This window comes from Pantoea sp. 18059 (genome assembly GCF_902706165.1).
GTDB classification, from domain to species: domain Bacteria; phylum Pseudomonadota; class Gammaproteobacteria; order Enterobacterales; family Enterobacteriaceae; genus Pantoea; species Pantoea agglomerans.
In genome coordinates this window covers 56,431-81,583 of the sequence record NZ_CACSJS010000010.1, presented here as the reverse complement: position 1 = coordinate 81,583, position 25,153 = coordinate 56,431, and the positions used below count along the sequence as shown (strand labels likewise).

Below are 25,153 nucleotides of genomic sequence, written 5' to 3'. Positions count from 1 at the left end.
CCTGCCTTTCAGAGGATTTTGCCAGGATTTTTCCTGGCAGCGATGCTTAAGCAGGGTTGGTGATAAATGCGTAAGGATGATGAGTAATCAGATAAGCGCTTTATGCTTTATCGTCGAAAGTTTTTCTATTTTTTTTCATTAACGGCCAGTGATAAATGCAGAGAAAAAGGCGCGCTAAGTCATTGATTTATTGTGTAAGAAGCTGGTTGAGTTTCTCAAGATCGTTGCTAACCCATTCAATATCCTGCTTAAATTTCTCATCTGAAGTAAATGGCTGGCGATAAACCGTTACCATCACCTCGGCGCCCTGTTCGTTTGCTATCACGCGCATCGGTACGTAGATCTCCTTTCCCGAGCCGCTATCAATCCAGTGATCCATTACCCCAAACGGATTATGTGGCGAGAACCGGATCTTCACATTGCCCTGGGGGCCTTTAGCACGCCAGCGATTGCCATCGGGTTCTAACGCACTGTGCGTCAGCCCGGAAGCCCACTTTGGGAAAAACTCTGGCTTCCAGATGGTTTCATAAAGATCTAACCAGTGACGTGGAATCGTCAGGCTCAGAGTGCGAGAGGAGAGCATGTAACCTCCAGTGAATAAGCTAAAAAAGCATTAAAGCATGAGGCCAGGCTTGTTAAAACGCTGTAACAGCAGAAGTGTGGTGTTGAAAGGGTTTCGTACAAATGGCAGACAACGGATGATGCTGTCTGCCACTGACTCAGATGAAATTGCCGCGCGCAGAAACCACATGATCTTCGCTATGGCCGTTAGCGTGCCGCAGAACAAATCCGTCCGACTGCGCCATCACGGCACAACTGTGATTAGGGAAGATACGCAGCAGCGTGCCGACTTCAGGGCGGCGATCCTGATAAAGCAGAAAACCGTGCTCCTCAGATAATTTTGTCACTTCATAAGTCTGACCCGCTTCGTCGGCTGCCACACCAAAGCCGCTGGCATTGGTGCCGTGTGGCCCTTTATCCGAACTCAGCATTTTTGACCCGGCATCCACAATCGCGAAATGATCGTTCACCGCCACGACACGGGTAATGACGCTCATTGCCAGCTGATCGACGTGACTTAATCCGAGACGGCAGGCGGTAAGGTCCAGTAGTGCATAGTTTCCGGGCCGGATTTCATTAATGCAGGGTGCAATCTCTGCTGCCAGCGCCGTAGGCGTTGAACCTACAGAGAGAGGGCAGTCGGTAAAACCAGCCGCCTGCAGTTTTGCCTGTACTCGCTGCATCAATGCCGTTTCCTGCCGGGCGACATCCGCAATGGCCGCGGCATTCCCGGCACCATAAGCGTGGCCAGCATGTGACACTAATCCGGCAAAGCGTAACCCTTTGTCCTGCAGCGCCTGAGCAATCAGCACCGCTTCATCTGTATCAGGATTGACACCTATCCGATGTAATCCAACATCCACCTTAATCGCTACCGCCAGGTCGCATTCCGGTTGCTGCTGGCAGGCATCAGCAATAGCCGCCACGCCCTGCAGCCTGTCCGCAATCAGGGTGAGCTTTGCCTGATGAAGCACGGCGTGGCGCAGCAATTCAGCCACGCTTTGCGGTTGCACAATCGGGTAGGCTAATAGCAGATCACGAACACCGCCCTGAATAAAGCTGATGCCTTCGCTGGGCTTAGAGACGGTAACACCCTGGGCACCGGACGCGATCTGACGCTGCGCAATCCAGACGCTTTTATGCGTTTTGATATGGGGTCGCAACGCGACGCCTGCCGCACTGGCTTTGCGCTGCATATGCTGCAGGTTCTGCTCCAGGCGCTCTGCATCCACTTCAATATAGGGCGTAAGGCGATCATCAATCAGCGGACGCTGCCACTGCTGTGTATCGTTGATATCCATAAGATTGTCCGGCATTGACGAGGTAAGAGGATTCATCATTCCTTAATTATCTCTTTGATACCAGCCTGCCGGACGCAGACAGGTGTGCTGAACAGCAGAAACTGTAGAGGTAGCTATAACGGCAGAGGCAGTATAAGAGCATAGCAAACGAGAATGAGAGAGTGGACGTAAAGCAGATGTCGTTCAGCAGATTAAAACAACAAAGCAGGCACGAGGCCTGCTTTATCAGTTAACTCAGACGTAGAGCGACTTTTCACCCGGTGGCCGGGTTTTGAAGCGACGATGCAGCCAAAGGTACTGTTCGGGTGCGCGAAGGATCTGATTTTCGATCACTTTGTTCATATAAGCTGCAGCAGCAGCCTCGTCCGTATGAGGATAATTTTCCAGCATCGGTTCGATGATCAAATGGTAGCCATCATTTCCTGGATTACGAATCAGCATAATCGGCACCATCGCTGGCTTCGCCAGACGCGACAAAACAAAAGTCCCGTTAGTCGTGGCGGCTTTTTCCACCGCAAACAGCGGCGCAAAGGTGCTGCCTTTAGGGCCGTAATCCTGGTCAGGCGCAAACCAGACCGATTCACCCTGTTTCAGGGCATTAACCATACCGCGTAGATCACGACGGTCGATCATCGCTTTATTTGAGCGCATCCGCCCTTTGGTCTGCACATACTCCATCGCCTGGTTATTGTGTGGGCGATACATCGCCATCATTGGCTGACAGAGTCCGCTGATGCGGCCGCCCAGCTCCAGTGACATGAAATGCACACCAATCAGCATCACGCCTCGCTTTTCTTTCTGCGCGGCATGCAGGTTTTCCATTCCCGACACTTTAAACAGACGTCTTACCGCACGGTCAGACCAGAACCAGGCAACACCGGTTTCAGCCAGCGCCATCCCGAGCGACGCAAAATTGCCGGCAATCATATGTTCTGTTTTTTCTTCGCTGATGCCCGGAAAGCAGAGTTCGATGTTACGACGGGTAATACGCTCGCGGCGCTGCAGGAAATGGCGAGAGATTTTGCCGGCACCGGCACCGAGACGCATAAGAACAGGATAGGGGAGCTGGACCAGCAGCCAGAGTACGCCAAGGCCAAACCAGGTAAACCAATAACGCGGATGCAGCAGCGAACTGCTAAATTTTCCGGTGTTTTTCATTAACAACCTTCATGGGATAGAGGGATGCATCGCACAAAGAGCACTTCCATGAGTCTTAAGGCGGTACAGCTGTACTGATTTCGACCAACATTTTATCAAAAAGTGCCTTCAAAGAAAGGGAAACTCCGGCATCTACAGGATTGACCTGTTTCATGGAGAGGAGTTAATACCGGCTATAAAAGTACATTAATCATATAAAATCATTATTTTTCAACTGCTTAATCTAAGCCTGAAAGCAGCTTTAATTGTAAGCGAGGCCGTTTCAGGAACAGTCTGGAAATGATTATTTATTTATCTTTACCTGATTCTGATGCTGGCCGCGCTGAAAAAGCGATCAATTCGCGGAAGGAGCTAACTCTTTAAGTGCTGACAGCGCCTGAGAGGGGAACAAAGCGCTACTGCGAGCGCTTTGTTGAGTGGAAATTACTCGATATTCTGAATCTGCTCGCGCATCTGCTCAATCAGCACCTTCAGTTCAATAGCTGACGTAGTGATTTCGGCGTTGATCGACTTCGAAGCCAGCGTGTTCGACTCACGATTGAACTCCTGCATCATAAAGTCGAGACGGCGGCCAACTGCTTCTTTCTTTTTCAGGATGTTGTAAGTCTCTTTAACGTGCGCATCCAGACGATCCAGCTCTTCAGAAACGTCAACACGCTGCGCCATCATCACCAGTTCCTGCTCAAGGCGATTGTTTTCCAGCTGGACTTCAGCATCTTCCAGTTTGGCGACCAGCCGCTCACGCTGCCATTTGATCACCTCAGGCATCTGCGCGCGCACTTTGCTGACTTCCTGCGAGACGCCTTCCAGACGCTGCTCAATCATCGCTTTCAGGGCGGTACCTTCGCTTTCACGTGCCGCAATAAAGTCATCAAGCGCACCATCCAGTGCCTGCAACAACTGGGTGTTGATGGCATCCAGATCCTGTTCCTGCGCAGACATCACACCCGGCCAGCGCAGAATATCCAGCGGATTAATCGCGCCTTCGTCGCTCTGCATTTTTACCCAGTTGGCAGCCTGCACCAGCTGTTTCGCCAGCGTTTCGTTGAGCATCAGTTCGCCCTGTGCGCTGGGATCGGCATCATAACGGAGGTTGCACTCAATTTTACCGCGCGTCAGACGCTGGCGAATGCGCTCGCGGATAACCGGCTCCAGCCCACGAAACTGTTCCGGCAGGCGGATGTAGGTTTCCAGATAACGCTGGTTCACGGAACGCAGCTCCCAGGCGGCGCTGCCCCATTCGCCTTTGGCTTCGCTGCGGGCATAAGCGGTCATACTGCGGATCATAAGCGGTACTCATTTGCGGAAAGATGGGTGAAGTATAGCGAGGCGAGCCACGGCATAACAGGCATAAGCGTCGCACAGGAAAATAACGAACCATTTCCGCTTTCAGCGACAGCCACTTATGATGACCATTGACCCTTTGTGAGGATGACTGATCTATGTCTCGCGTTATTGCCCTTCCTGTTGTGATGGCTCTGCTGCTGGCAGGTTGCCAGGCACGCCACTCGCCGCCCACTAAACCGCAACCCATCTGTGCGGGTGGCGACATGATGATGCAGACCACGTTGTGGTTTGGACTGAGCAAGCCTGATGGCGGCAGGGTGAGTTCACTCGACTGGATGAACTTCGTGGATAATGAGGTCACGCCACGGTTTAAAGCGGGCCTGTCGGTCTATGATGCCAAAGGGCAATGGCTGGGCGAGAACGGTCAGCTGGCACGGGAGAACAGTAAGGCGTTGATGCTGATCCACGGGATCGACCCCGCCACCAACGTTGATATTGAGGCGTTACGCAGCCTCTATAAAAAACGGTTTGGTCAGGAGTCGGTTATGCGGGTGGATGCACCCGTCTGCGTCGGATTCTAAGGCGAAAGCGGGCGGCAGAACTGCCGCCCGTTGAATAATCAGATAAACAGACCGGCAAAGGCTGCGGAGAGCAGACTGACCAGCGTGGAGCCATAGACCAGCTTCCAGCCAAAACGGGAAACTACATTTCCCTGTTTCTCATTCAGTCCTTTTATTGCGCCCGCCACAATGCCGATAGAGGCAAAGTTAGCGAACGAGACCAGGAACACCGACAGAATACCCAGCCCACGCGCACTCATGCCCGCCGCGACTTTCTGCAGTTCAATCATCGCCACAAACTCATTCGCCACCAGTTTGGTTGCCATGATGCTGGCCGCCTGCAGGGCATCGGCTTTGGGAATGCCAATCAGCCAGGCCAGAGGATAGAACAGGTAGCCGAGCAGCTGCTGGAAGCTGTAGCCGAACACCGCCGCAAACAGCGCGTTGACGGCAGCAATCAGGGCAATAAAGCCAATCAGCATGGCCAGAATAATCATCGCGACTTTGAAGCCTGCCAGGATGTACTCACCCAGCATCTCAAAGAAGCTCTGCTCTTCATGCAGTTTATCCAGCGCGATAGGCTGCTCATCCTGGCTTTTCATCGGGTTGATGATCGACAGGATAATAAAGGTGCTGAACATGTTAAGCAGTAGTGCCGCAACCACATACTTCGGTTCGATCATCGACATATAAGCACCGACAATCGACAGCGAAACGGTAGACATCGCGGTCGCCGCCATGGTGTAGAGCCGGCGCGGCGGGATATCACCCAGAATCCCTTTATAAGCGATGAAGTTTTCCGACTGCCCAAGAATCAGCGTGCTGACGGCGTTGAACGACTCCAGTTTGCCCATGCCGTTAATCTTCGACAGCAGCGTCCCGAAAATACGGATCAGCAGCGGCAGGATGCGCCAGTGCTGCAATATGCCGATCAGTGCCGAAATAAAGACAATCGGGCAGAGCACGCCAAGGAAGATAAATGCCAGCCCCTGCTTACTCATTCCGCCAAACACGAACTCCGTGCCTTGTGCGGCAAAACCCAGCAGCGTCTCAAAGAAACCGGCGAACGAGCCGACCAGCGCCAGACCCCCGGCAGAGTGAAGGAAGAACCAACCCAGCGCGGCTTCCACCACAATCAGTTGAACAATAAAGCGCAGACGAATCTGTTTACGGTCATGACTGACCAGCAGCGCAAGGGCGAAGATCACCACCAGCGCCAGCAGGAAATGAAGAATGGTGGCCATATGTCTTTTTTATCAGAGAGAAAGGAACGCGCATTTAGCCACAGCTGGCGGGGAATTTCATCTGATGCCTGCGTCAGACCAGCGTAAGAGACAGCGGACAAGGAAGTCCGTATAATGCGCAGCCAATCATTAGCAAGCCGGAGAATACCCATGCGTCCAGCAGGCCGTAGCGCACAACAGGTGCGTCCAGTCACATTGACCCGCAATTACACCAAACACGCAGAGGGTTCCGTTCTGGTGGAATTCGGCGAAACGAAAGTGCTTTGCACTGCCTCGGTAGACGAAGGGGTTCCGCGTTTCCTCAAAGGCCAGGGCCAGGGTTGGGTAACGGCCGAATATGGCATGCTGCCGCGTTCGACCCACAGCCGTATGGCGCGTGAAGCCGCAAAAGGCAAGCAGGGCGGCCGTACGCTGGAGATTCAGCGTCTGATCGCCCGTTCACTGCGCGCCGCGGTTGATCTTAAAGCGCTGGGTGAATTTACTATTACGCTCGACTGTGACGTGATCCAGGCCGATGGCGGCACTCGCACCGCATCAATCACCGGAGCCTGCGTGGCGCTGGCTGATGCGCTGAACAAGCTGGTGGCCAGCGGCAAACTGAAAGCGAACCCGATGAAGGGCATGGTCGCGGCGATTTCAGTGGGCATCGTCAAAGGCGAAGCGCTGTGCGATCTGGAGTATGTTGAAGACTCAGCCGCAGAAACCGACATGAACGTCGTGATGCTGGAAGATGGCCGCATGATCGAGGTGCAGGGCACTGCCGAAGGCGAACCGTTCAGCCATGAAGAGTTGCTGACGCTACTGGCGCTGGCTCGGGGCGGAATTGAGGAATTAATTCAGGCGCAGAAAGCAGCGCTGGAAAATTGATGTAACAGGCGACCTCAGAGTCGCCTTTTCTTTATTTGAGGAGTGAGAAATGAAAGCCTGGCAGCGTCAGTTTATTGAATTTGCCCTGAACAAGCAGGTGCTGAAGTTCGGTGAGTTCACTTTGAAGTCCGGGCGTAAAAGCCCCTATTTCTTTAATGCTGGTCTGTTTAACAGCGGACGGGATTTAGCGCTGCTGGGACGCTTCTACGCGCAGGCGCTGGTGGATGGCGCTGTTGATTTTGATCTGCTGTTCGGCCCGGCCTATAAAGGCATTCCGATTGCCACCACCACGGCGGTGGCGCTGGCGGATCATCATGACCGCGATGTGCCTTACTGCTTTAACCGTAAAGAAGCGAAAGATCACGGCGAAGGTGGCCTGCTGGTTGGCAGTCCGCTGCAGGGCAAAGTGATGCTGGTGGACGATGTGATCACCGCAGGCACCGCGATTCGTGAGTCGATGGATATTATCGGTGCGCACAACGCCACTCTGGCAGGCGTGCTGGTCTCGCTTGATCGTCAGGAGCGTGGACGCGGAGAAATGTCGGCGATTCAGGAAGTGGAACGTGATTACGGCTGCAAAGTGACCGCGATTATAACGCTGGCAGATCTGATTGCCTGGCTGGAAGAGAAGCCTGAGATGGCTGATCATCTGGCCCAGGTACGTGCCTATCAGAAAGCGTACGGGATTTAACAGAGGCGGGCGCAATGCCCGCCTTCTTTTACGCTTTACGCCAGCTGGGCGGCAATCAGCGGCCAGCGAGCCTCAAAGTCTGCGGTAGGACTGAAACGAAATTCAGAACGAACATACCGTGACAGTAAACCCTCACAGAAAGCCAGCAACTGACTTGCCAGCAGCGCCTCATCAGCCTGAAAGGCTTCGCCCTCGCGCATTTTCCGTTCCCGCATCACCTGTCGCAGCTGCACTTCAATCCGCTCAAACAGCTGATTGATGCGTCCCTGCAGTCGGTCCTGCTCAAACATCAATGCATGGCCGGTCAGAATGCGCGTCAGTCCCGGATTACGCTCACCAAATCCCAGAATCAGTTGCACGATCAGACGCAGACGCGTCATGGTCTCTTTTTCATCCTTGAGGATCAGATTGATGCGGGTAATCAGACTGTCTTCGATAAACTCAATCAGGCTATCGAACATTCGTGTCTTACTCGGGAAGTGACGATACAGCGCCGCTTCGGAAACGCCCACCGTGGCTGCCAGTTTGGCTGTGGTAATGCGCTGGCTGCCATCACCCGACTCCAGCATCTGCGCCAGCGCCTGCAAAATCTCTTCGCGACGATTCCGCTTCGCGACTTTTTTTTCTGCCATGACCTTAAAGACCCCTGAAATTCACCTAAAAACAGGCAACACCTACGCATCTGCCACAGGAACGCGTCCTGTGGCGATGAGGAAAAAATAACGGGCGTAAGTGAAAGTCGGTAATGCGGGTTACTGGCGACCGGAGTGGCCGAAGCCGCCTTCGCCGCGCAGGCTGGCGTCGAAATCTTCGACCAGGTTAAATTCCGCCTGCACCACCGGTACAAAGACCAGTTGTGCCATGCGATCGCCGGGTTGCAGCGAGAAGCTTTCCTGGCCGCGATTCCAGACCGAGACCATCAGCTGTCCCTGATAGTCGGAGTCAATCAGACCCACCAGGTTGCCCAGCACGATGCCATGTTTATGGCCAAGGCCTGAGCGCGGCAGGATCACAGCGGCCAGGTCGGGGTCGGCAATATGAATCGCCAGGCCGGTCGGAACCAGCGTTGTGATGCCTGGTGCGATGTCGAGAACATCATCAATGCAGGCGCGTAAATCTAACCCAGCGGAACCTGAAGTCGCGTAGGTCGGCAGTGGAAACTCTTTGCCGACGCGCGGATCCAGAATTTTAACGTCTATTTTTTTCATCATAACGGCTGACAATCTCGTCTATTAATTGTTGGCCAAGGAGAGACTTATCGCTGAGCGGTAAGCGTTTTTCTCCATCCTGCCAAAAAAGGTGAAGAGCATTGGTGTCGCTATTAAACCCCTGTCCGGCTTTAGCGACGTCGTTAGCGCAGATCAGATCCAGATTCTTGCGCACCCGTTTTTGCCGGGCGTATTCTTCCACATTCTGTGTTTCAGCAGCAAATCCAACGACGAACGGCCGGTTTTCCTGAAGTGCAGCGACGCCGGCAACAATATCGGGATTCTTTACCAGGTTCAGCGTGACGTTATCATCGCCGCCCTGTTTCTTGATTTTATCGGCCGCAATATCGGCTGCCCGGTAGTCTGCCACGGCTGCGCTTGCAATGAAAATATGTTGTTTATCTATCTCACTCATGACGGCGGCCTGCATCTCCAGCGCGCTGGTCACATCAATTCGCCGCACACCCGCTGGCGCAGACAGGTTGACCGGGCCGCTGACCAGCGTGACCTGTGCACCGCGTCTGGCGGCGGCGTCGGCAATAGCAAAGCCCATTTTGCCGGAGCTGTGGTTAGTGATGTAGCGCACCGGGTCCAGCGCCTCACGGGTAGGGCCGGCGGTAATCATAATGTTGAGATGTTGCAGATCGTTGACGGGCGTGGCCCACTGCACCGCATGGTCAACAATCACCAGCGGGTCGAGCATCCGGCCCGGCCCGACATCGCCGCAGGCCTGGCTGCCGCTGTCCGGTCCCCAAATCAGCACGCCACGCGCCTGCAGGCTCTGCAGGTTATGCTGGGTCACCGCCGCACGATACATCTGCTGATTCATAGCGGGCACCACTGCCACGGGTGAGGCCGTCGCTAACACGGCGGTCGTCACCAGATCGTTTGCCATACCGGCAGTAATACGGGCAATCAGGTCAGCAGTGGCCGGTGCCAGCACAATAAGGTCGGCCCATTTTGCCAGTTCAATATGACCCATCGCCGCCTCCGCTGCCGGATCAAGCAGATCGTCAAATACCGGATAGCCGGAGACAGCCTGCAGGCTGAGCGGAGTAATAAATGCTTTCGCACCCTCTGTCATCATCACGCGGACATCAGCACCGCGATCGCGCAGGCGGCGCACCAGCTCAGGTGCTTTATAAGCAGCAATACCGCCGCTCACGCCAAGAAGAATTTTTTTGCCGGCTAATCCCATCATGATGTTGGCCTCACTAAGCTCTCTGCCGCTCGCGGCGGCGAATGCACGGACTTTATCACAAAAGCGCGGATGCGCCTTTTCACTGACTGCGTTTGCGAGCCGTCTCGTAGATTGCAGCTTCACTGATAGCTGCACTCTTCATGATGGGCCATGCTGAGGCTCATCTCAGGGAGAGCGGACATGAAAATAAAGGGACCACGGGAAAAACTCCGGAAGCTGGGTGCGCATGCCCTCAGCGATACCGAACTACTGGCCATTTTTCTCCGTACCGGATCGCCTGGACAGAACGTCCTGGAGCTGGCCGGACAGATGCTGGACGGTTTTGGCTCGCTTTATCAGCTCATGACGTCAGACAAAGCGGCATTCGGTGAAATTAAAGGGGTCGGCGATGCCAAGCTGGCACAACTTCATGCGATTGCCGAACTGGCGAAGCGTTTTTTCGCCAGTAAGCTGGCCCGCGAAAGCGCAATGGAAAATCCACAAATCACGCGCCAGTATCTGCAAAGTCTGTTAGCCCATCAGGAGCGTGAGATCTTTATGGCACTGTTTCTGGATAATCAGCATCGGGTGCTACGGGCACAAAATATGTTCTCTGGTTCCATTAACAGCGTGGAAGTTCACCCCCGCGAGATCGTCCGGGAAGCGCTGAAGCTCAATGCTGCCGCTCTGATACTGGCGCATAATCACCCGTCGGGCATGGCGGAGCCGAGCCGTGCAGACCGTGAAGTGACCCATAAAGTCAGCGAAGCCTGCCAGCTACTCGACATCCGTCTGCTCGATCATCTGGTGATTGGGCATGGCGAATATGTCTCCTTTGCCGAGCGGGGATGGCTCTGACAGGGGGGAATTTCACGCCAGGTGGCGGCTTTTTGCCCGATCATTCGGGATCTTTATCTGTTCGGGACTTGAGCACTTGGGCTGAGCGGCGTATACTACGCCACCTTTGAGAATCTCGGGTTTGGCGGTTAGGCCAGCTTAGCGGGTTCCATGGAATTCGCCTGGCGGGCTGCAAGCCTGACGAGGCGGCCCAAACCTAATTTTTAAAGCTCGAGCTGATTTGATTTTTGGAGATATTGACATGTCACGAGTCTGCCAGGTAACTGGAAAGCGTCCGGTGACGGGTAACAACCGTTCCCACGCAATGAACGCGACGAAACGCCGTTTCCTTCCGAACCTGCACTCACACCGTTTTTGGGTTGAGAGCGAGAAGCGCTTCGTTACTCTGCGTGTATCTGTTAAAGGTATGCGTATTATTGATAAAAAGGGCATTGATACGGTGTTAGCCGATATGCGTGCCCGTGGTGAGAAGTACTAAGGTACTAAGGAACTGAATCATGGCTAAAGGTATTCGTGAGAAGATCAAGCTGGTTTCCTCTGCTGGTACAGGTCACTTCTATACCACCACGAAGAACAAACGTACTAAACCAGAGAAGCTGGAACTGAAAAAGTTCGATCCGGTTGTACGTCAGCATGTGCTCTACAAAGAAGCTAAAATTAAGTAATTTTAGTGTTCTGCTAAAAACCCGGCTCCGGCCGGGTTTTTTGTTTGTGTAAAACGCTGAGGAGAGGGTATGCCAGAGTTGCCAGAGGTTGAAACCAGCCGTCGCGGTATCGAACCGCATTTGGTCGGTGAAACCATCCTTCACGCCGTGGTGCGTAATTCACGTTTGCGCTGGCCTGTTTCGCAGGAGATCCTGGCGCTGAGCGATCAGCCGGTGCTCAGTGTGCAGCGCCGGGCGAAATATCTGCTGCTGGAGCTGCCGCATGGCTGGATCATTATCCACCTTGGCATGTCCGGTAGCCTGCGCGTGCTGTCAGAAGAGCTGCCAGCGGCGAAGCATGACCATGTTGATCTGGTCATGAGCAACGGCAAAGTGCTGCGCTACACCGACCCGCGCCGCTTTGGTGCATGGCTCTGGAGCAGCGATCTGGCGGGCAGCAGCGTGCTGGCACATCTCGGGCCGGAGCCGCTTAGCGAGGAGTTTGACGGCGCTTACCTGTTTGAGAAGTCACGCGGCAAGCGGACGCTCATCAAGCAGTGGCTGATGGATAACAAAGTGGTGGTGGGCGTGGGCAACATTTACGCCAGCGAGTCACTGTTTACCGCCGGGATCATTCCCGATCGTGCTGCCGGCAGTCTGTCGCAGGCCGAAGCGGAACTGCTGGTCAATACCATCAAAGCGGTGCTGTTACGCTCCATTGAGCAGGGCGGAACCACACTGCGTGACTTCTTACAGAGCGACGGTAAACCCGGCTATTTTGCACAGCAGTTACAGGTTTATGGGCGGGCAGGCGAACCCTGCCGGGCATGCGGTACGCCGATTGTCAGCGGCAGACACGGGCAGCGCAGCACCTACTGGTGCCCGAACTGCCAGCATTAAGCCAGTTTAGCCAGCAATGCCTGATGCACCGGCGCGGGCAGGAAGGCGGTAACATCGCCGCCGTGACGCGCCACCTCTTTGACCAGCGAAGATGAGATAAACGAGAAGCCTTCAGACGGCATCAGGAAAACACTCTCCAGCGTTGGCAGCAGGTGACGATTCATCTGCGCCAGCTGCATTTCATATTCAAAGTCTGACACCGCACGCAAGCCACGAACCAGCACATTCGCCTGCTGGTCACGGGCGAAATTCGCCATCAGGTCGCTGAATCCGACCACCTCAACGTTGGGCAGATGGGCTATCACTTCACCGGCCAGCGCCACGCGCTCATCCAGGCTGAACATTGGTTTTTTGCTGGGGCTGGCGGCAACGGCCAGAATGACCTGATCAAACATCTGCGCTGCCCGCGTCACGATGTCGAGATGGCCGAGCGTCACAGGATCGAACGTTCCGGGATAGATGGCTTTCGTGATCATACTCGCCCTTTTGCCGAAGCATGATTCAGCGCCCAGAGGGCTGAATATTTATTGAAGGTATATTGCGCATTGACCACCGCCAGAATCCAGCCCTGCTTTCCGTCGAGAAAACCGGCACGCAGCAGCAGGGTTTTCATAAACGCGCCCAGCGTATGGCTGAACAGAGAAAACAGGCTGCAACGCTTACCGCGCCGATGGCGTTCCGTAGCCCAGGCTTCGGCATAAGCCAGCTGCTTGCGCTGAAAGGCGATTAAATCGCGGCAGGTCAGATGCTGCAGATCGCCGGGTAATGCCACCACCGGCGCGCCGTCACTTTGCAGTGATTCATGCACCAGATTGTCATTGTAGCGGAAGGTGCGTGGGTAGAGTCGCATGACGCGGTCAGGATACCAGCCGCTATGGCGCATAAAGCGGCCGAGAAACAGATTACTGCGGCCCAGGCTATAAACCGTACGGCTGGGTGGCGCGACCAGCACCTGCTCAATCGCGGCGCGCAGTTCAGGTGTCACGCGTTCATCCGCATCGATCATCAGAATCATGTCGCCGGTGGCATAGTGCTGCGCGCGCTGGCGCTGGATACCATAGCCCTGCCAGTCATCATTGAGGTAGACCTTCGCCCCAGCCTGCGTGGCGATCTCGACACTGTTGTCATGGCTGCCTGAGTCCAGCACGATAATTTCATCGGCCCAGCTGACCGAGGCCAGGCATTCAGGCAGCAGTTCCGCTTCGTTTTTGGCGATCATCACCACGGAAAGACGTTGGCGTGCTGACATTAGTGGGCCCGTGGTGGCAGATGCGGTTCGAGTAACTGTAGCAGACGCTGTAGCGCACCCTGATTCTGGTGCAGCACGTCTACCGCATGACGTCCGTAATAACGGCGGTAATCATCATCCTGTAACAGGTTGGTGACCTCTTTTTCCAGCGAAATCACGTCGGTGACGGTGATCAGCCCCTGGCCTTCCTGCAACTTGCTGCAGATATCTTTGAAGTTCCAGATATGGGGTCCCATCAGAACCGGAAGCGCATGGGCAGCAGGCTCCAGCGGGTTGTGTCCACCCCGTTCAACCAGGCTGCCGCCGACAAAGGCCAGATCGGCAATGCCGTATAGCAGCATCAGTTCGCCCATTGAATCTCCGATGACCACCTGCGTTGAGCCAGACGGGATCTCGCCGCTGCTGCGCAGGATAAAACTGAAGCCGCGTTCCTGCGTCAGTTCACGGGCATCGTTAAAACGCTCGGGATGGCGGGGCACCAGAATCAGCAGCAGATCCGGGAAGGTCTGCAGCAGGCGGCGATGGGCATCCAGCACAATGGCCTCTTCACCTTCGTGCGTGCTGGTGGCGATCCACACCGGACGGCGCGGCGCCCACTGACGACGCAGCGTCACCGCTCTGGCGGCCAGTTCTGGCGTCACGGAAATATCAAACTTCAGGCTGCCGGTAATCGTTAGTTGAGAACGTTTCAGGCCCAGGCTCAGGAAACGGTCGCCATCTTCCGCATTCTGCGCCGCGATAAGCGTGATGCTCTGCAACAGCTGGCGCATGAATTTACCCAGCTTGCGGTAGCCTTTGGCCGATCGGGCCGAGAGGCGGGCATTGGCGATCACCAGCGGAATATTACGCTGGTGCAGAATGCGGATAATATTCGGCCACAGCTCGGTTTCCATGATGATCACCAGGCGTGGGTTGACCGTATCCAGAAAACGATTAATCGAACCCGGCAGATCATAAGGCAGATAGACGTGATGCACATCTTTGCCAAATGCAGATTGCGCGCGTTCAGAGCCGGTAGGCGTCATGGTGGTGACGGTAATCGGCAGGGTCGGGTAACGATGACGCAGAGCACGCACCAGCGGGATCGCGGCCAGGGTTTCACCCACAGAGACCGAGTGCAGCACAATGCCGTCGGGCTTAACTTTGCCGACACAATAGCCATAGCGTTCTGCCCAGCGTTTGCGATAGGCAGGCGCTTTACGACCGCGCAGCCACAGGCGCAGCCAAATCAGTGGCTGAATTAAGTAGAGCAATGCGGTGTAAAAGGTCGTCATAGTTACCGTTACAGCAAATTCGCGTCTAAAAGCAGATTAAAATCAGATGGCGGCATGTTATCAGAAACCCCGCATGCACTCATCCCACATTGTCAGTTGCTGCTCAGGACCTGCTGATAAAGCGAAGTCAGCGCCTGCGCCAGCCGTTGTGGACCATAAGGTTCAATTTTGCGCCGCGCCGCGTCACCCATTCGTGAATCGACGGAAAGCGCCGGTAATGCATTAACAGCCTGATTTAACCCGTTGATATCCAACGCATCACAGACGAAGCCTTCCTGACCAGCGGTAATAAATTCTGCGCCACCGCAGCCAGTGCTGGTAATCACCGGTAAGCCGCAGGCCATCGCCTCCAGTACCACATTAGGAAAAGGATCGTAGAGGGTGGGCAGCAGCAGGCCATCAGCCGCGTGATAGAACGGCTGCACATCCTGCTGTACGCCGACAAAGCGCAGGCGGTCCAGACAGTTAAGCTGATTTGCCAGCTGCTGATAACGCTGCAGTTGCTTATCCTGACCCACCACAATCAGATAACGGTCGCTGGCAGCCAGCGCCTGTATCGCCGCTTTCAAGCCCTTGCGTTCGAAGCCGGAGCCGACATAAATCAGTACGGTGGCCGCATCGGGCAGCGCCAGCTGCTGACGGGTGGCGCGACGTGCTGCTTCCGTGGCGGGCTGGAAACGGCTGGCGTCGATAGCATTATGAATAACGTGGATTTTTCCGGCGTCGAGCGAGAAACAGCGCAGGATATCGCGCTTTACCATCTCAGAATTACAGATCACCGCTTTCAGCGTCGGAGAGTTAAACATCTCCGCTTCCGCCTGCAGGACATAGCGATGATAAGGGCTGAGCACAGCACTCAGTCGTTGCCACGATGAGACGATGCGGGCGCGCTGTTCCAGCCAGACGCGATGAACACCATCACCCGCGCGAAAAATATCACAGCCCGCGATGCGCTCGTGGCTTTGCACAATATCGAACTTTTCGCGCTCCCAGCAGGCGCGTGCTGCAAGGGCAAAACCGCGCTCACGGGATACCCGGCCCAGCTTTGCAGGATTACAGATATGCAGATGCCAGTCAGGATTGGGTGTGCCCTGCCAGCTGCGGGTAATGATGTTGAGATCGAGCTGCTCGCTGCCCAGCGCTTCCAGCGCGCGCGAGATAAAACGCTCGGCACCGCCATCCGGACGATATTTCTGCCGGACAATCGCCAGCCGTAACTTACTCATTCAGATAGCTCCTCGCTGCCGCGACCACATCCTTCACCGGAATGGCCGACAGATAACGCTGGTCTGTTTTGGTGTCGATGGAATCGGGTGAGGGCAGCGGGCCATAATCCCCCGCCCAGATGACATGATTATTGTCGCCCCATGGCCGCCAGTGCTGCAGCTTGGTCGGGCCAAACAGCGCAATACAGGGCGTTTCAAGTGCGGCGGCCATGTGCATTGGTGCAGAGTCGACACCAATAAACAGCCGGGCATGATCGATAAGCGCCGCCAGCTGCGGCAGAGTAAACTGACCGGCCAGCGAAACCACATCCGGCGACGCACACAGTGCCCGAATGCGGTTGATCATTGCCAGCTCCTGTTTGTCCGGCCCGGCGGTCAGCACCACTTTGCGGCCCGGCTGCGCCAGCTGATCGAGCGTGGCAGCAACGCTCTCCTCTTCCCAGCATTTAAAGCCCCAGCGTGAGGTCGGCTGCACCACAATATAGGGCGCGGTTACCTGGTGTTCTGCCAGTCGGGTCAGCACAATTTGCTGGTCAGCGTCGCTGTAGTGCATTGAGACACGTGCGCCGTCGCTGCTGATGCCGAGGGGTGCCAGCGCCGACATATTCTGCTCAACGGTATGCAGCTTGCTGTGATTGTGTGTGGAGACCAGCTGATTGTGACACCATCGCCACAGGACGTTATCACGTTTTTTATAGGCAAAACCGATGCGAACGGGTGCCGCAGAGAGCCGCGTAATCAGGGCAGCCCGCCACTGATCGGCCAGATTAATCACCAGATCATAATGTGCGTCACGTATGGCGCGAATTAATGCACGCTCATGGCCCAGCTTGCGCCAGGTGCCCTCCTGCTTCCATTTACGATCGATGACGTGCAAATGGCGGATAGCCGGATGCGCTTCCAGCATCGGACGCGTCTCCTGATAGAGCAACACGTCGATGCTGGCCTGCGGATAACGCTCATGAAGCGCATTGATGGCGGGTGTTGTGAGCAGCATGTCACCATGATGGCGCAGCTTAATCAGTAATATATTTTTTGGAGAGATGTTTGCTGGAGTCAGGCTGGCCATAAACAAGAGTTCTCAGAATTCAGTGAACCGATTGTAGGGCAAACCCTTTTTAGGATAAAGCCAGCCTCAAAGGTTATTTATCACGCCAGCGATAGAGCCGGGCCAGCCACAACAGCAACTGATACCACTGCTTAATTCCCCGGGCGTTGCGTAACATGCGCAGGTGTGTCCGGGTGGCGAACAGCTCGGCAATGATTGCCTGGCGTGCGCGGGCGTCAGGCTCACGTCTTACACTGTGGCAAACGCTGAGCGCTTCATGGGTCACCTGATAGTGAAACGACGGGTAGATCTTCACGCGGTCACGATAGCGGTCATTGAGCTCTTCCAGCAGTCGCGCAATCTTCATGTAGTGACGCTGATACTCTACGTTGCGCTCGCCGGTACGTTTGCGATTGCTGATTGAGGCGTCGTGCATATAGTAGCGATAGAGTACCGCTTCGGTATAACGCACGCGTTTTGCCAGCAGCATAAACTCGGTGGTCCAGGGAATATCCTGATGATGCAGGCCGGGTTCAAACTGCAACTGATGCTGCTCAATCAGTTCCCGGCGATAGATGCCCAGCCAGACCACATGCATATAACGATGGGTTTTTAGCGCGGTATTCAGCCAGTCGGCACCGCTCAGCACCGGCGTGCTGCGCAGGCGATCCAGCGGAATCAGCGGCTTTACCCGCTGGCTGTGTTTGAAAAACCACTCGGCGTTGCACTGTGCCGCATCCAGATTATCTGCCTCCGCCAGCGTCACCAGCGTCTGATACATATCGGGTTGCATGGTGTCATCCGCATCAGGGAAGGTGACATATTTCCCGCGGGCAATCGCCAGTCCGGCGTTGCGGGCGCGCGAGACGCCGCCATTTTCCTGATGTATCACACGAATGTGAGAATGCTGCTGTGCATACTGATCGGCGCGCTCGCCTGAGCCATCGGTTGAACCGTCATCGACGATAATGATCTCAAGCAGAGTCAGCGTCTGCGCCAGCAGTGACTGCATGAACTCATCAAACATGCTGCCCGCATTGTACATCGGGGTAATGATACTCAGCAGAGGAGAAGTACTCATGACAATATCTGCACCAGCATTGTATTCACTGCGAAAAGGCGTTGCCTCGTCATAAATCATTTCCAAATCAGCAGAGTGAAATCAGGGAGTTCACAATTATAAAACGATGTTGCATCCCTGCTTTACTAAAAACCACGCCCGACAATAATAATGCGCTATATGCGCTTTTTTTACGCAATGTGGCCGTGCAGGTAAACAGATTATTATGCTGGCTTGCTGTCAGCGCCGTTATTACAGAGGTCGTGGCAAACAGCTGGCGGGATAAATGGCGGGAAAGTCAGGCGCTGAAATAACAGCGCCCGTATCAATCTGATAAACCTGAGTGTGCTATTGCTCACTCTGCTTAAAAAACTTGAGACTGACATACTTCATCATCCAGCTCAGGCTTTCAGCATACTGTTTCTGATGCCACTTTACGCGGGCGAATCGCTTCATCTCTTTATAATGCTTTGGCGTATCAAGCGGTTGTGAAGCCCAGGGGGAGCGCTGGTAATAGCTGTAGTAGCGCTGGGAAAGATCGCTGCCAGCCCATGCATGCCAGGGTTTGCATTTACCGGTGTAGTGAATCATCACCGTCTCTTCAGGCACGTCCGAGTGATCCCAGACTTTATTGGCGATGATGTCATAAATGTGGTTATAGCGGTCTGGCAGGATCAGGACCTCATCCTCCAGCACGATATTCAGCGCATCCTGATCGGGAAAACCAAACTCTGCGCCCCGCGTTACCAGCACGTCGGTAATGCGCGCGGTGGTCTGCCTTTCGAGCCAGCGTGGAATATTAATCAGCATAAAACCGGAGTTGAAATAGTGGTGATGCTTCAGCCCCAGCCTTGCGCACTGGTTATGTCGCGCTCGCGGTGTGTCATTACAGGCCGCCAGCGTGTAATCAGTGATATCCAGCGTGAACAGGGGAGAGTAGTCGCCCACCACCAGGGTGTCAGCATCAATATAGATCACCCGATCGCTGTAGCTCGCCACGGTTTCCGGGATCAGGAAACGGTAGTGGATACTTTTGGGATAGCGTCCGACTGCAGGCAACTGATCAACCCAGGCACGGTTAAAGATATGCAGCGTGATCGCCAGACGATGACCCGTGGCCAGTGAACGCAGTTTTTCCACATCCTCTTCGCAAAGCGAGTCTGAAAAAACATGGGCGTGGAAAGCGGTATCAGGATGATGGCTGAGAAGTGAAAACAACGTAATGCCCAGGCCACGCGCGTAGGCGTAGTTGATGCCAAACGCAACATGAACCGGATTATCATCCGTGTCAGCAAGCGTGTTAACCAGCAGCTGACTTTGCTGAACGGCCTCAGCAAGAGGGGTAATTGCCATTACGCTTCACTATTCCAGATTATGAGTAATAAACGTTTGTATTCTAGTCAGTTTATCGTGATCCAGCCCGAATAATTTTTCAGCAGGCTGATCAAACTGAAAACGGGTGGCAAAAACGAACGTCGACGCAGCAATATTATCCGGTCCGATAAACAAAACGTTATTGACCGGACGCTGTTCCCGGACTTCACACGGGCCATAAAGCATGATCACCGGTATCTGCTGCGCATCCGCAATATAAGCATTGCCAGAGTCAGAGGAGATGTAGAAATCCATCTGTGCAATGGCCCACGGAACCTCTTCCAGTTTTAGCTCACCAATCAGACTGACGATATTGTCTTTCGGGCCGGTCAGGCTCAGTAACTCATCCAGCCACGGCTGCTCAGCCGGTGGGCCAAACACATAAAAGGTGCAGGGCAGGTCAGCCAGCGACGCCATCAGCTGCTGCCAGATGCTGGCAGGAATGGTTTTAGCCCGGTTACCGGCAGAAATACTGATGCCAATTTTAATACCGCTGCGCGGATTAAGCAGCGCGGCGGGCGGCGCAGGCGGCTGCCAGAGCGGTGAGGTCGCATGCTTAGGGAAATCGGTGTAGCGGTAGTCACGATTAATCAGCTTCAGGTAGCTGTCGAGCGTTAAATCCGTTTTGGTGTGGTCGACAATACCGCTGGCGCTGCGATAGAAGGTCTTATGGTAGGACTTACGCACATAGGTGCGCAGAAACTGCTTGTTCGGTGCGTTGCAGAGCGCGGCGAAAAACAGGTTCACGCTGTTTGGCTGCACCAGATAGACGTTGTCATAGCGGTTCATCAGAGTGAACGCGAGCTTCAGTTTGGCAAAAAAGCTGCGCTTCGCCTCTTCAATCAGGAAATAGCGGCTGACCGTGTCATCGTGACGCGCCAGCGGCTCCACCGCTTTGCTGATCAGCAACTCAGACTGACCCAGTGCGCGCAGCATCGGGGTGATATTAATAAAATCACCAATCTTTGCCGTCTGGATGATCAGGCTGCGTCCGGTTGGCCGGTAAAACAGCCGCATTATGGCCCGGAAAGGCAGCAACAGCAGGTAGATCAGCACATAGTTCATGGCATGTTTTCCGTAATAACGGCCCGCAGTTTCTCTGCCACCGTGTCAGCAGTCAGCTCTGCCAGATTATGATTCGAGGCGCTCAGTGCCTGTTGGTTCTGCCCGTAACCGCCAATCAATCCAGGATCGGTCGGACCATACAGCGTGAGGTTGGGGCGATCCAGTGCCGCCGTCAGATGGCTCAATCCGGTGTCCACTGAGACCACCGCGCGTGCGCCCGCCAGCTGTTGTGCTATCGCTTCCAGCGTCAGCTTAGGCAGTACATCGACATGCTCAAATCCTTCTGCAAGGCGCTGCGCACGCTGATGCTCATGTTCAGCACCCCAGGGCAATTTCACCCGCAACCCGCTGGGCTGCATCTGCTCAATCAGCTGTCGCCAGTGTGATTCCGGCCAGTGCTTGTTGTCACGCGTTGTGGCATGCAGAAAGACCAGGTAATGATGTGCGTCAGCGGGCAGATGATGCAGAAAGTGTCCGGCAATCGCGTAGTCACCCTGACTTTGCGGCTTTTCATAGCCCAGGCTTTTGGCGAACAGTTCGCGCGTCCGCTCAACCGCGTGCTGTCGCTTACTGACCTCATGGCGGATGTCATACCACCAGCTGGCGAACGGCTCACGCGCGCTACGGCTGTCCTGCCCATGTTTCACCCCTTTCGATAAGCGGGTGACCAGCGCGGCACTTTTGATCAGGCCCTGTGCATCAATCACGATATCGTACTCACGTGACTGTAACGCGCGCTTAAACAGCACGCGCTCTTCACGCTGCTGACTGCCAAACCAGTGTTTGCGCCAGCGGCGAATCGCAACCGGTAACACCTTATCTACTGCGGGATGCCAGCCAGGAATCTGTGCGAAATTCTCTTCCACTACCCAGTCGAAACGGATGCCGGGAATGGCATGCATTGCATCGGTCAGTGCCGGGAGCGAATGCAGCACATCGCCCATTGACGAAGTTTTAACAATCAGGACGTGCATGGCACCTCCTGTGGCGCGAGCAGTTCGCTCAGCGTCTGATGTACACGTTCAGGCTGAATATCGATCAGGCTCTGGTGATAGCCCTGTTCGGCATCGCCTTTGCGCACTTTGTGATAGCCGGTAATCAGGCGAATAATTCGCGCCTGCTTTGCCAGCGGCGGCGTAAAGTCAGGACTGCTTGGTCCATAGAGCGCCACCAGTGGACGATCCAGCGCCGCGGCGATATGCATCAGGCCGGAGTCGTTGCTGACCACGGCACGGCATTGTGCCAGCAGAATCACCGCCTGTTCCAGCTGGGTTTCACCCGCCAGATTACGGCAGTGGCCGCGAGCCTCTTCGGGCAGCGCCGCGATAATCTCTTCGCCGGTCGGGCGATCTTTGGCGGAGCCAAACAGCACGATCTGAAAGCCTTCAGCAATCAACTGGCGGGCCAGCGTGGCGTAGTGATAGTGCGGCCAGCGTTTGGCCGGACCAAATTCAGCGCCCGGACAAAAACCGATGACCGGACGGGTCGCGGCGAGCTGAAACTGTGCGGCCGTTTCAATTTTTTCCTGCTCTTCAACCTGCAGTTTTGGCCACAACAGCGGCTGGGGCAGCTGCGCCGCCGACGCAACAGGTGTGTCGTAGCCCAGCGCAACGTAGCGCTCAACCATCAGTGGAAATGCGGCTTTATCCAGCACGCGCAAATCATTCAGCAGGCCATAGCGCATTTCACCGCGCCAGCCGACGCGGCGTTTTATTCCGGCAAAGAAGGGGACCAGCGCCGACTTGAAGGAGTTAGGCAGCACATAAGCGCGGTCGTAGTGACTGGCGCGCAGCACTTTGCCCAACCGGCGACGCTCACCGATTTCCAGTGCGCCATGCCCAAGCGGCATCGCCAGCGCCTGATTCACCTCCGGCATGCGTGACAACAACGGACGGCACCATGCAGGTGCCATCACGTCAATCACCGCATCGGGATGTTCGGCCTTGAGGGTGCGATAGAGACTTTGCGACATCATCATATCGCCGACCCACGACGGGCCGATTACCAGAATTTTCATCGCCGGAGCAGCTTCCTTTATGCGTTACGGTTCAGCCAGACCATATAGTCAGCGACGCCCTGCGCCACCGTTTTAAATGGCTTGTCGTAGCCGGCGGCACGCAGCTTAGTGAGATCGGCCTGAGTATAGGCCTGGTACCGTCCTTTGAGTTTTTCCGGGAACGGGATGTACTCGATCTGACCTTTCTGGTGGAACTTCAGTACTGCGTCAGCCACTTCCTGGAAGGACTCGGCGCGGCCTGTGCCACAGTTGTAAATCCCGGAGACGCCATTTTCCCAGCACCACAGGTTCACTTCCGCAACATCATCAACGTGGATGAAATCACGTTTAAAGCCGTCGCTGCCTTCAAACAGTTTTGGATTTTCATCGTTGCTGATCTGCGTGTTCAGATGGAAGGCCACGCTTGCCATGCTGCCCTTGTGGCCTTCACGCGGTCCATAGACGTTGAAATAGCGGAAGCCGCATACCGGCGAGTTCGCTTCCGGCAGCATCTGACGGACGTAATGGTCGAACAGCATCTTGGAGTAGCCATACACATTAAGCGGCTGCTCATACTGACGCTCTTCAATGAAATTCTCGTTGCGTCCGCCGTAGGTCGCTGCGGAAGAGGCGTAGAGGAACGGGATCTCGCGCTCAAGACAGAAGTGCAGCAGCTCTTTGGAGTACTGATAGTTGTTCTCCATCATGTACTTGCCATCCCACTCGGTGGTGGAGGAGCAGGCGCCCTGATGGAACACCGCTTCGATCGGGCCTAAATCATCGCCCGCCATCACGCTCATCAGGAACTCTTCTTTGTCCATGTAATCGACGATATCCAGGTCGACTAAATTGGCAAACTTGGTGCCATCCTTCAGATTATCCACCACCAGAATGTCGGTGTGACCGCGATCGTTCAGCGCTTTGACGATGTTGCTGCCAATCATTCCTGCGCCGCCAGTTACGATAATCATGTTGTTACCTTCAACGTTGTGGGGTGAAACAGGAGGTTTCACACACGAATACCTCACATCATAACATTTCATCAGGGTGCAGACAGCCAGATGACTCTGTAACGCTTTGTGCGTACATCCTTGTGGCGTGAACTATGCTGCAAAAATGACATTCTGTTGGGCGATTTATCGTGAAGAAGCGGCCTGTTCAGTAAGATATGCCAGATTTTTGCCATCTGAGGAGAGCAATGATGCCTGCGCAATTTTATCAACAACTTCGTCAGCAACTTGATGATGCACGTCAGGAAGGACTGTTTAAACAGGAGCGGATCATCACCTCTGCCCAGCAGACGGAGATCGCGGTTGGCGATAACCCGGCGGTGATTAACTTCTGTGCCAATAACTACTTAGGTTTAGCGAACCATCCGGCGCTGATTCAGGCGGCGAAAGAGGGGATGGATTCGCATGGTTTTGGTATGGCGTCGGTGCGCTTTATTTGCGGCACGCAGGATAGTCATAAGCAGCTGGAAAAGCGGCTGGCAGACTTTCTCGGCATGGAGGATGCCATTCTTTACTCCTCCTGTTTCGATGCCAATGGCGGTCTGTTTGAAACCCTGCTCGATGCGCAGGATGCCGTCATCTCTGATGCACTGAACCACGCTTCCATTATCGATGGCGTCCGGCTGTGCAAAGCGCAGCGTTACCGCTATGCCAATAACGATATGGCGCAGCTGCGCGCCTGCTTGCAGGAAGCGCGCGATAAAGGCGCGCGTCATATTCTGATCGCCACCGATGGGGTCTTCTCAATGGATGGGGTGATTGCGAATCTGCCCGCTATCTGCGATCTGGCCGACGAGTTCTCTGCGCTGGTGATGGTGGATGATTCCCATGCGGTGGGCTTTGTCGGGAACGCCGGACGCGGAACCCATGAATATTGCGATGTGATGGGCCGGGTCGACATCATTACCGGCACGCTGGGTAAAGCGCTGGGTGGCGCCTCCGGTGGCTACACCGCCGCAAAAGCAGAAGTGGTGGAGTGGCTGCGCCAGCGTTCCCGTCCCTATCTGTTCTCTAACTCGCTGGCCCCGGCCATTGTTGCCGCCTCGCTGCGGGTGCTGGATCTGCTCAGTGAAGGCGACGGGCTGCGTCAGCGTCTGTGGGACAACGCCCGTTACTTCCGGGAGCAGATGACGGCGGCGGGCTTTACGCTGGCGGGAGCCGATCACGCCATTATCCCGGTGATGCTGGGTGAAGCCAGCGTCGCCCAGGAGTTCGCCCGCCTGCTGCAACAGGAAGGCATCTACGTGACCGGCTTCTTCTATCCGGTGGTGCCAAAAGGTCAGGCACGCATTCGCACCCAAATCTCTGCGGCGCATACCCAGCAACAGCTGGAACGTGCGGTGGCGGCCTTTACCCGGATCGGCAAACAACTGGGCGTTATCGCCTGAGGAG

27 protein-coding genes are annotated in these 25,153 nt (G+C 55.0%); 8 read left to right on the top strand and 19 right to left on the bottom strand.

The features are described from left to right. Positions 1 to 187: 187 nt before the first annotated feature. From GVJ63_RS20500 to GVJ63_RS20485, 4 genes are all read right to left on the bottom strand, one after another. Positions 188 to 583, bottom strand: coding sequence for a hypothetical protein (locus tag GVJ63_RS20500; RefSeq protein ID WP_010258391.1), 396 nt, complete (start codon positions 581 to 583; stop codon positions 188 to 190). A gap of 136 nt (positions 584 to 719) precedes the next feature. After that, complete coding sequence (locus tag GVJ63_RS20495; RefSeq protein ID WP_061902121.1) at positions 720 to 1,862, bottom strand: alanine racemase; 1,143 nt, start codon at positions 1,860 to 1,862, stop codon at positions 720 to 722. A 234-nt stretch (positions 1,863 to 2,096) separates the two neighbouring features. Then, positions 2,097 to 3,020 carry a kdo(2)-lipid IV(A) palmitoleoyltransferase gene (lpxP, locus tag GVJ63_RS20490; RefSeq protein ID WP_010258386.1) on the bottom strand — a complete coding sequence of 308 codons (924 nt, stop codon included), beginning with the start codon at positions 3,018 to 3,020 and terminating at the stop codon, positions 2,097 to 2,099. 423 nt (positions 3,021 to 3,443) lie between these two features. Next, complete coding sequence (locus GVJ63_RS20485; protein ID WP_010258384.1) at positions 3,444 to 4,307, bottom strand: YicC/YloC family endoribonuclease; 864 nt, start codon at positions 4,305 to 4,307, stop codon at positions 3,444 to 3,446. A 155-nt stretch (positions 4,308 to 4,462) separates the two neighbouring features. Between GVJ63_RS20485 and GVJ63_RS20480 the strand changes: the two genes are divergently transcribed. Continuing rightward, positions 4,463 to 4,888, top strand: coding sequence for a DUF3574 domain-containing protein (locus GVJ63_RS20480; protein WP_010672099.1), 426 nt, complete (start codon positions 4,463 to 4,465; stop codon positions 4,886 to 4,888). Between the two features lie 38 nt (positions 4,889 to 4,926). On the opposite strand, the gene GVJ63_RS20475 is transcribed toward GVJ63_RS20480, so the two are convergent. Then, positions 4,927 to 6,111, bottom strand: coding sequence for a NupC/NupG family nucleoside CNT transporter (locus tag GVJ63_RS20475; protein ID WP_010258380.1), 1,185 nt, complete (start codon positions 6,109 to 6,111; stop codon positions 4,927 to 4,929). Between the two features lie 150 nt (positions 6,112 to 6,261). Between GVJ63_RS20475 and rph the strand changes: the two genes are divergently transcribed. Together rph and pyrE are read left to right on the top strand one after the other, a co-directional pair. Continuing rightward, positions 6,262 to 6,978 (top strand): ribonuclease PH, encoded by a 717-nt coding sequence (rph, locus tag GVJ63_RS20470; protein WP_010258378.1) that lies wholly within the window; start codon positions 6,262 to 6,264, stop codon positions 6,976 to 6,978. Between the two features lie 49 nt (positions 6,979 to 7,027). Continuing rightward, entirely contained in the window at positions 7,028 to 7,669 is a 642-nt protein-coding gene (gene pyrE, locus GVJ63_RS20465; protein ID WP_031591887.1) for an orotate phosphoribosyltransferase, read from the top strand. A 35-nt stretch (positions 7,670 to 7,704) separates the two neighbouring features. On the opposite strand, the gene slmA is transcribed toward pyrE, so the two are convergent. The 3 genes from slmA to coaBC all read right to left on the bottom strand — a co-directional run bounded on the left by slmA (position 7,705) and on the right by coaBC (position 10,078). Further along, on the bottom strand, positions 7,705 to 8,301 hold the full coding sequence (gene slmA / locus GVJ63_RS20460) for a nucleoid occlusion factor SlmA (RefSeq protein WP_010258372.1): 597 nt from the start codon (positions 8,299 to 8,301) through the stop codon (positions 7,705 to 7,707). Positions 8,302 to 8,421: 120 nt separating this feature from the next. Beyond that, positions 8,422 to 8,880: a dUTP diphosphatase gene (gene dut, locus GVJ63_RS20455; RefSeq protein ID WP_159227305.1), complete on the bottom strand. Its 459-nt coding sequence runs from the start codon at positions 8,878 to 8,880 to the stop codon at positions 8,422 to 8,424. Beyond that, the gene (gene coaBC, locus GVJ63_RS20450; RefSeq protein ID WP_060681328.1) at positions 8,858 to 10,078 is read right to left on the bottom strand and encodes a bifunctional phosphopantothenoylcysteine decarboxylase/phosphopantothenate--cysteine ligase CoaBC; all 1,221 of its coding nucleotides are present in this window, start codon (positions 10,076 to 10,078) and stop codon (positions 8,858 to 8,860) included. The genes dut and coaBC overlap by 23 nt, the downstream gene beginning before the upstream one ends. 180 nt (positions 10,079 to 10,258) lie before the next feature. Between coaBC and radC the strand changes: the two genes are divergently transcribed. The 4 genes from radC (at position 10,259) to mutM (ending at position 12,459) form a co-directional block, all read left to right on the top strand. Then, positions 10,259 to 10,915 (top strand): DNA repair protein RadC, encoded by a 657-nt coding sequence (radC, locus tag GVJ63_RS20445; protein WP_010258361.1) that lies wholly within the window; start codon positions 10,259 to 10,261, stop codon positions 10,913 to 10,915. 241 nt (positions 10,916 to 11,156) lie between these two features. Beyond that, complete coding sequence (gene rpmB, locus GVJ63_RS20440) at positions 11,157 to 11,393, top strand: 50S ribosomal protein L28 (RefSeq protein ID WP_006121249.1); 237 nt, start codon at positions 11,157 to 11,159, stop codon at positions 11,391 to 11,393. A 19-nt stretch (positions 11,394 to 11,412) separates the two neighbouring features. Then, entirely contained in the window at positions 11,413 to 11,580 is a 168-nt protein-coding gene (gene rpmG, locus GVJ63_RS20435; RefSeq protein WP_003024094.1) for a 50S ribosomal protein L33, read from the top strand. A gap of 69 nt (positions 11,581 to 11,649) precedes the next feature. Further along, positions 11,650 to 12,459 (top strand): bifunctional DNA-formamidopyrimidine glycosylase/DNA-(apurinic or apyrimidinic site) lyase, encoded by an 810-nt coding sequence (gene mutM / locus GVJ63_RS20430; protein WP_031591878.1) that lies wholly within the window; start codon positions 11,650 to 11,652, stop codon positions 12,457 to 12,459. On the opposite strand, the gene coaD is transcribed toward mutM, so the two are convergent. From coaD to rfaD, 11 genes are all read right to left on the bottom strand, one after another. Further along, positions 12,456 to 12,935 (bottom strand): pantetheine-phosphate adenylyltransferase, encoded by a 480-nt coding sequence (coaD, locus tag GVJ63_RS20425; RefSeq protein WP_010258279.1) that lies wholly within the window; start codon positions 12,933 to 12,935, stop codon positions 12,456 to 12,458. The genes mutM and coaD overlap by 4 nt on opposite strands. Beyond that, on the bottom strand, positions 12,932 to 13,708 hold the full coding sequence (locus GVJ63_RS20420) for a glycosyltransferase family 2 protein (protein WP_033773160.1): 777 nt from the start codon (positions 13,706 to 13,708) through the stop codon (positions 12,932 to 12,934). Before GVJ63_RS20420 ends, coaD begins: the two co-directional genes overlap by 4 nt. Further along, the gene (gene waaA / locus GVJ63_RS20415) at positions 13,708 to 14,982 is read right to left on the bottom strand and encodes a lipid IV(A) 3-deoxy-D-manno-octulosonic acid transferase (protein ID WP_159227304.1); all 1,275 of its coding nucleotides are present in this window, start codon (positions 14,980 to 14,982) and stop codon (positions 13,708 to 13,710) included. The genes GVJ63_RS20420 and waaA overlap by 1 nt, the downstream gene beginning before the upstream one ends. A gap of 92 nt (positions 14,983 to 15,074) precedes the next feature. Then, positions 15,075 to 16,208, bottom strand: a complete 1,134-nt coding sequence (locus GVJ63_RS20410) for a glycosyltransferase family 4 protein (protein ID WP_010672091.1) — start codon at positions 16,206 to 16,208, stop codon at positions 15,075 to 15,077. Beyond that, positions 16,201 to 17,277, bottom strand: coding sequence for a putative lipopolysaccharide heptosyltransferase III (gene rfaQ, locus GVJ63_RS20405; RefSeq protein WP_010672090.1), 1,077 nt, complete (start codon positions 17,275 to 17,277; stop codon positions 16,201 to 16,203). The genes GVJ63_RS20410 and rfaQ overlap by 8 nt, the downstream gene beginning before the upstream one ends. A gap of 73 nt (positions 17,278 to 17,350) precedes the next feature. Beyond that, a complete protein-coding gene (locus GVJ63_RS20400; RefSeq protein ID WP_191914759.1) occupies positions 17,351 to 18,337 on the bottom strand; it encodes a glycosyltransferase in 987 nt (328 codons plus the stop codon). A 327-nt stretch (positions 18,338 to 18,664) separates the two neighbouring features. Further along, the gene (locus GVJ63_RS20395) at positions 18,665 to 19,669 is read right to left on the bottom strand and encodes a glycosyltransferase family 8 protein (protein ID WP_064690985.1); all 1,005 of its coding nucleotides are present in this window, start codon (positions 19,667 to 19,669) and stop codon (positions 18,665 to 18,667) included. A 9-nt stretch (positions 19,670 to 19,678) separates the two neighbouring features. Next, positions 19,679 to 20,755, bottom strand: coding sequence for a glycosyltransferase family 9 protein (locus GVJ63_RS20390; RefSeq protein WP_010258264.1), 1,077 nt, complete (start codon positions 20,753 to 20,755; stop codon positions 19,679 to 19,681). Then, a complete protein-coding gene (gene rfaC, locus GVJ63_RS20385; protein ID WP_159227303.1) occupies positions 20,752 to 21,729 on the bottom strand; it encodes a lipopolysaccharide heptosyltransferase RfaC in 978 nt (325 codons plus the stop codon). Before rfaC ends, GVJ63_RS20390 begins: the two co-directional genes overlap by 4 nt. Beyond that, entirely contained in the window at positions 21,717 to 22,772 is a 1,056-nt protein-coding gene (gene rfaF, locus GVJ63_RS20380; RefSeq protein ID WP_010258260.1) for an ADP-heptose--LPS heptosyltransferase RfaF, read from the bottom strand. The genes rfaC and rfaF overlap by 13 nt, the downstream gene beginning before the upstream one ends. A 17-nt stretch (positions 22,773 to 22,789) precedes the next feature. Then, on the bottom strand, positions 22,790 to 23,722 hold the full coding sequence (gene rfaD, locus GVJ63_RS20375) for an ADP-glyceromanno-heptose 6-epimerase (RefSeq protein ID WP_010258257.1): 933 nt from the start codon (positions 23,720 to 23,722) through the stop codon (positions 22,790 to 22,792). Positions 23,723 to 23,952: 230 nt separating this feature from the next. Here rfaD and GVJ63_RS20370 point away from each other — a divergent pair, with 230 nt between their 5' ends. Next, a complete protein-coding gene (locus tag GVJ63_RS20370; protein ID WP_010672085.1) occupies positions 23,953 to 25,149 on the top strand; it encodes a glycine C-acetyltransferase in 1,197 nt (398 codons plus the stop codon). The last annotated feature ends 4 nt before the right edge of the window (positions 25,150 to 25,153 follow it).

Coding starts and splice junctions, on each gene's coding strand:
- GVJ63_RS20500 (WP_010258391.1), bottom strand. CDS start 583: ATGCTCTCCTCTCGCACTCTGAGCCTGACGATTCCACGTCACTGGTTA.
- GVJ63_RS20495 (WP_061902121.1), bottom strand. CDS start 1,862: ATGGATATCAACGATACACAGCAGTGGCAGCGTCCGCTGATTGATGAT.
- lpxP (WP_010258386.1), bottom strand. CDS start 3,020: ATGAAAAACACCGGAAAATTTAGCAGTTCGCTGCTGCATCCGCGTTAT.
- GVJ63_RS20485 (WP_010258384.1), bottom strand. CDS start 4,307: ATGATCCGCAGTATGACCGCTTATGCCCGCAGCGAAGCCAAAGGCGAA.
- GVJ63_RS20480 (WP_010672099.1), top strand. CDS start 4,463: ATGTCTCGCGTTATTGCCCTTCCTGTTGTGATGGCTCTGCTGCTGGCA.
- GVJ63_RS20475 (WP_010258380.1), bottom strand. CDS start 6,111: ATGGCCACCATTCTTCATTTCCTGCTGGCGCTGGTGGTGATCTTCGCC.
- rph (WP_010258378.1), top strand. CDS start 6,262: ATGCGTCCAGCAGGCCGTAGCGCACAACAGGTGCGTCCAGTCACATTG.
- pyrE (WP_031591887.1), top strand. CDS start 7,028: ATGAAAGCCTGGCAGCGTCAGTTTATTGAATTTGCCCTGAACAAGCAG.
- slmA (WP_010258372.1), bottom strand. CDS start 8,301: ATGGCAGAAAAAAAAGTCGCGAAGCGGAATCGTCGCGAAGAGATTTTG.
- dut (WP_159227305.1), bottom strand. CDS start 8,880: ATGATGAAAAAAATAGACGTTAAAATTCTGGATCCGCGCGTCGGCAAA.
- coaBC (WP_060681328.1), bottom strand. CDS start 10,078: ATGATGGGATTAGCCGGCAAAAAAATTCTTCTTGGCGTGAGCGGCGGT.
- radC (WP_010258361.1), top strand. CDS start 10,259: ATGAAAATAAAGGGACCACGGGAAAAACTCCGGAAGCTGGGTGCGCAT.
- rpmB (WP_006121249.1), top strand. CDS start 11,157: ATGTCACGAGTCTGCCAGGTAACTGGAAAGCGTCCGGTGACGGGTAAC.
- rpmG (WP_003024094.1), top strand. CDS start 11,413: ATGGCTAAAGGTATTCGTGAGAAGATCAAGCTGGTTTCCTCTGCTGGT.
- mutM (WP_031591878.1), top strand. CDS start 11,650: ATGCCAGAGTTGCCAGAGGTTGAAACCAGCCGTCGCGGTATCGAACCG.
- coaD (WP_010258279.1), bottom strand. CDS start 12,935: ATGATCACGAAAGCCATCTATCCCGGAACGTTCGATCCTGTGACGCTC.
- GVJ63_RS20420 (WP_033773160.1), bottom strand. CDS start 13,708: ATGTCAGCACGCCAACGTCTTTCCGTGGTGATGATCGCCAAAAACGAA.
- waaA (WP_159227304.1), bottom strand. CDS start 14,982: ATGACGACCTTTTACACCGCATTGCTCTACTTAATTCAGCCACTGATT.
- GVJ63_RS20410 (WP_010672091.1), bottom strand. CDS start 16,208: ATGAGTAAGTTACGGCTGGCGATTGTCCGGCAGAAATATCGTCCGGAT.
- rfaQ (WP_010672090.1), bottom strand. CDS start 17,277: ATGGCCAGCCTGACTCCAGCAAACATCTCTCCAAAAAATATATTACTG.
- GVJ63_RS20400 (WP_191914759.1), bottom strand. CDS start 18,337: ATGAGTACTTCTCCTCTGCTGAGTATCATTACCCCGATGTACAATGCG.
- GVJ63_RS20395 (WP_064690985.1), bottom strand. CDS start 19,669: ATGGCAATTACCCCTCTTGCTGAGGCCGTTCAGCAAAGTCAGCTGCTG.
- GVJ63_RS20390 (WP_010258264.1), bottom strand. CDS start 20,755: ATGAACTATGTGCTGATCTACCTGCTGTTGCTGCCTTTCCGGGCCATA.
- rfaC (WP_159227303.1), bottom strand. CDS start 21,729: ATGCACGTCCTGATTGTTAAAACTTCGTCAATGGGCGATGTGCTGCAT.
- rfaF (WP_010258260.1), bottom strand. CDS start 22,772: ATGAAAATTCTGGTAATCGGCCCGTCGTGGGTCGGCGATATGATGATG.
- rfaD (WP_010258257.1), bottom strand. CDS start 23,722: ATGATTATCGTAACTGGCGGCGCAGGAATGATTGGCAGCAACATCGTC.
- GVJ63_RS20370 (WP_010672085.1), top strand. CDS start 23,953: ATGCCTGCGCAATTTTATCAACAACTTCGTCAGCAACTTGATGATGCA.